The organism is Synechococcus sp. R8-2 (assembly GCF_047461715.1).
Taxonomy (GTDB): domain Bacteria; phylum Cyanobacteriota; class Cyanobacteriia; order Thermostichales; family Thermostichaceae; genus Thermostichus.
In genome coordinates this window covers 1-1,640 of record NZ_JANSHQ010000580.1, presented here as the reverse complement: position 1 = coordinate 1,640, position 1,640 = coordinate 1, and the positions used below count along the sequence as shown (strand labels likewise).

The window sequence follows — 1,640 nt, the reverse complement described above, 5'->3', positions numbered from 1 at the left end:
GGGATCCCCGGCCTCTGGCCCGGCCAAGTTCAACTGCGCCCCACCGGCCTGAGCGCGACCCTGCACACCCCTGCGGGCACGTTTGCCGTGGAGGCCCCCCTGGTGGGATCCTTCAACCTGGCCAACTTGCTGGCGGCGGTGGGGGTGGCGCTGCACTTGGGGATACCGGTGGAGACCATCCAGTCGGCTCTGCCCCATTTTCCCGGGGTGCCGGGGCGGATGGAGCGGGTAACCTTGCCGGGGCAGGACATCACGGTAATCGTGGACTATGCCCACACCCCCGATGGGCTGGAGAACTTGCTCAAGGCCCTGCGCCCGCAAGTGCAAGGCCGGCTGATCTGCGTCTTTGGCTGTGGCGGGGATCGGGATCGGGGCAAACGCCCACAGATGGGCCGCATTGCCGCCACCTGGGCCGACCGGGTGGTGGTGACCTCGGATAACCCCCGCACCGAGGATCCACAGCAGATCTTGCAGGATATCCTGGCCGGGATCCCTGGATCCCCCTGGGCGGTGGAGGTGGATCGGCGCCAAGCCATCCGCCTGGCCATCCTAGAGGCCCAGCCGGGCGATACGGTGGTGATTGCCGGCAAAGGCCACGAGGACTACCAGATCCTGGGCACCGAGAAGATTCACTTCGACGACCGGGAAGAAGCCCGCGCCGCCCTGGCCCTGAGGGAAAAAAGCCGGGGGTGAGGCTAACGGGAGCGGTGCTGCAGCATCAGCTCCACGAACTCGCGGAAGAGGTGATCGGCGTCGTGGGGGCCGGGGCTGGCCTCCGGGTGATACTGCACAGAAAACAGGGGCAGGTGACGGTGGCGGATCCCGGCCACGGTACGGTCATTCAAGTTGAGGTAGGTGATTACCACCCCATCGGCAGGGATCGAGTCGGCATCCACCGCAAACCCGTGGTTCTGGCTGGTGATCTCCACTTGCTTCTCCAACCCGCAAGGGTGGTTGAGGCCGCGGTGGCCAAACTTGAGCTTGTAGGTGGATCCCCCCAGGGCCAAGCTGAGGATCTGATGGCCCAGGCAAATCCCAAATAGGGGCTTCCCGGTTTGCAGCAGAGCTTGGGTGGTGCGGATGGCCGTGGTCTCTGCCGCCGGATCCCCTGGCCCATTGGAGAGGAAGATCCCATCGGGGTTGTAACTCAAAATCTGCTCCGGGCTGGCATTGGCCGGCAACACCATCACCCGACAGCCATAGCGGGTAAGGCGGCGCAGAATGTTGCGCTTAACGCCGAAATCCAGGGCCACCACCCGCAGGGGCGGCTCCGGGATCGGGATCCCTTGGCTGCGCCCGTAGTCCCAGTCGGCGGGGGTAGGTTCCAGCCACTCGTAGGGTTGAGGAGTGGTAACCTCTGCCACCAAGCTCAACCCCTGCATGGAAGGAGCCTGGCGCACCCGCTCCAACAAAACCTGGGGATCCAAAGTCTCCGTGGAAAGGGCCCCGTTCATCACCCCCTGAGAGCGCAGCCGCCGTGCCAAAGCCCGCGTATCTACCCCAGCAATGGCCGGGATCCCATATCGTTGCAGGTATTCGGGGAGGGTGGATGTAGCCCGCCAGGAGCTGACCATGCGAGACACATTGCGGGCAATCACCCCCGCGACTTGGGGCCGAGCCGATTCTTCGTCCAGCTCATT

2 protein-coding genes are annotated in these 1,640 nt (G+C 64.8%); one reads left to right on the top strand and one right to left on the bottom strand.

Annotation, left to right across the window (positions count from 1 at the left end):
• Positions 1–693: Mur ligase family protein (locus NW819_RS12720; protein WP_414413967.1), on the top strand; the 693-nt coding region annotated here is incomplete at its 5' end.
• A gap of 2 nt (positions 694–695) precedes the next feature.
• Here NW819_RS12720 and carA read toward each other — a convergent pair.
• The coding region (gene carA, locus NW819_RS12715; RefSeq protein WP_414413966.1) for a glutamine-hydrolyzing carbamoyl-phosphate synthase small subunit at positions 696–1,640 on the bottom strand (945 nt) is incomplete at its 5' end.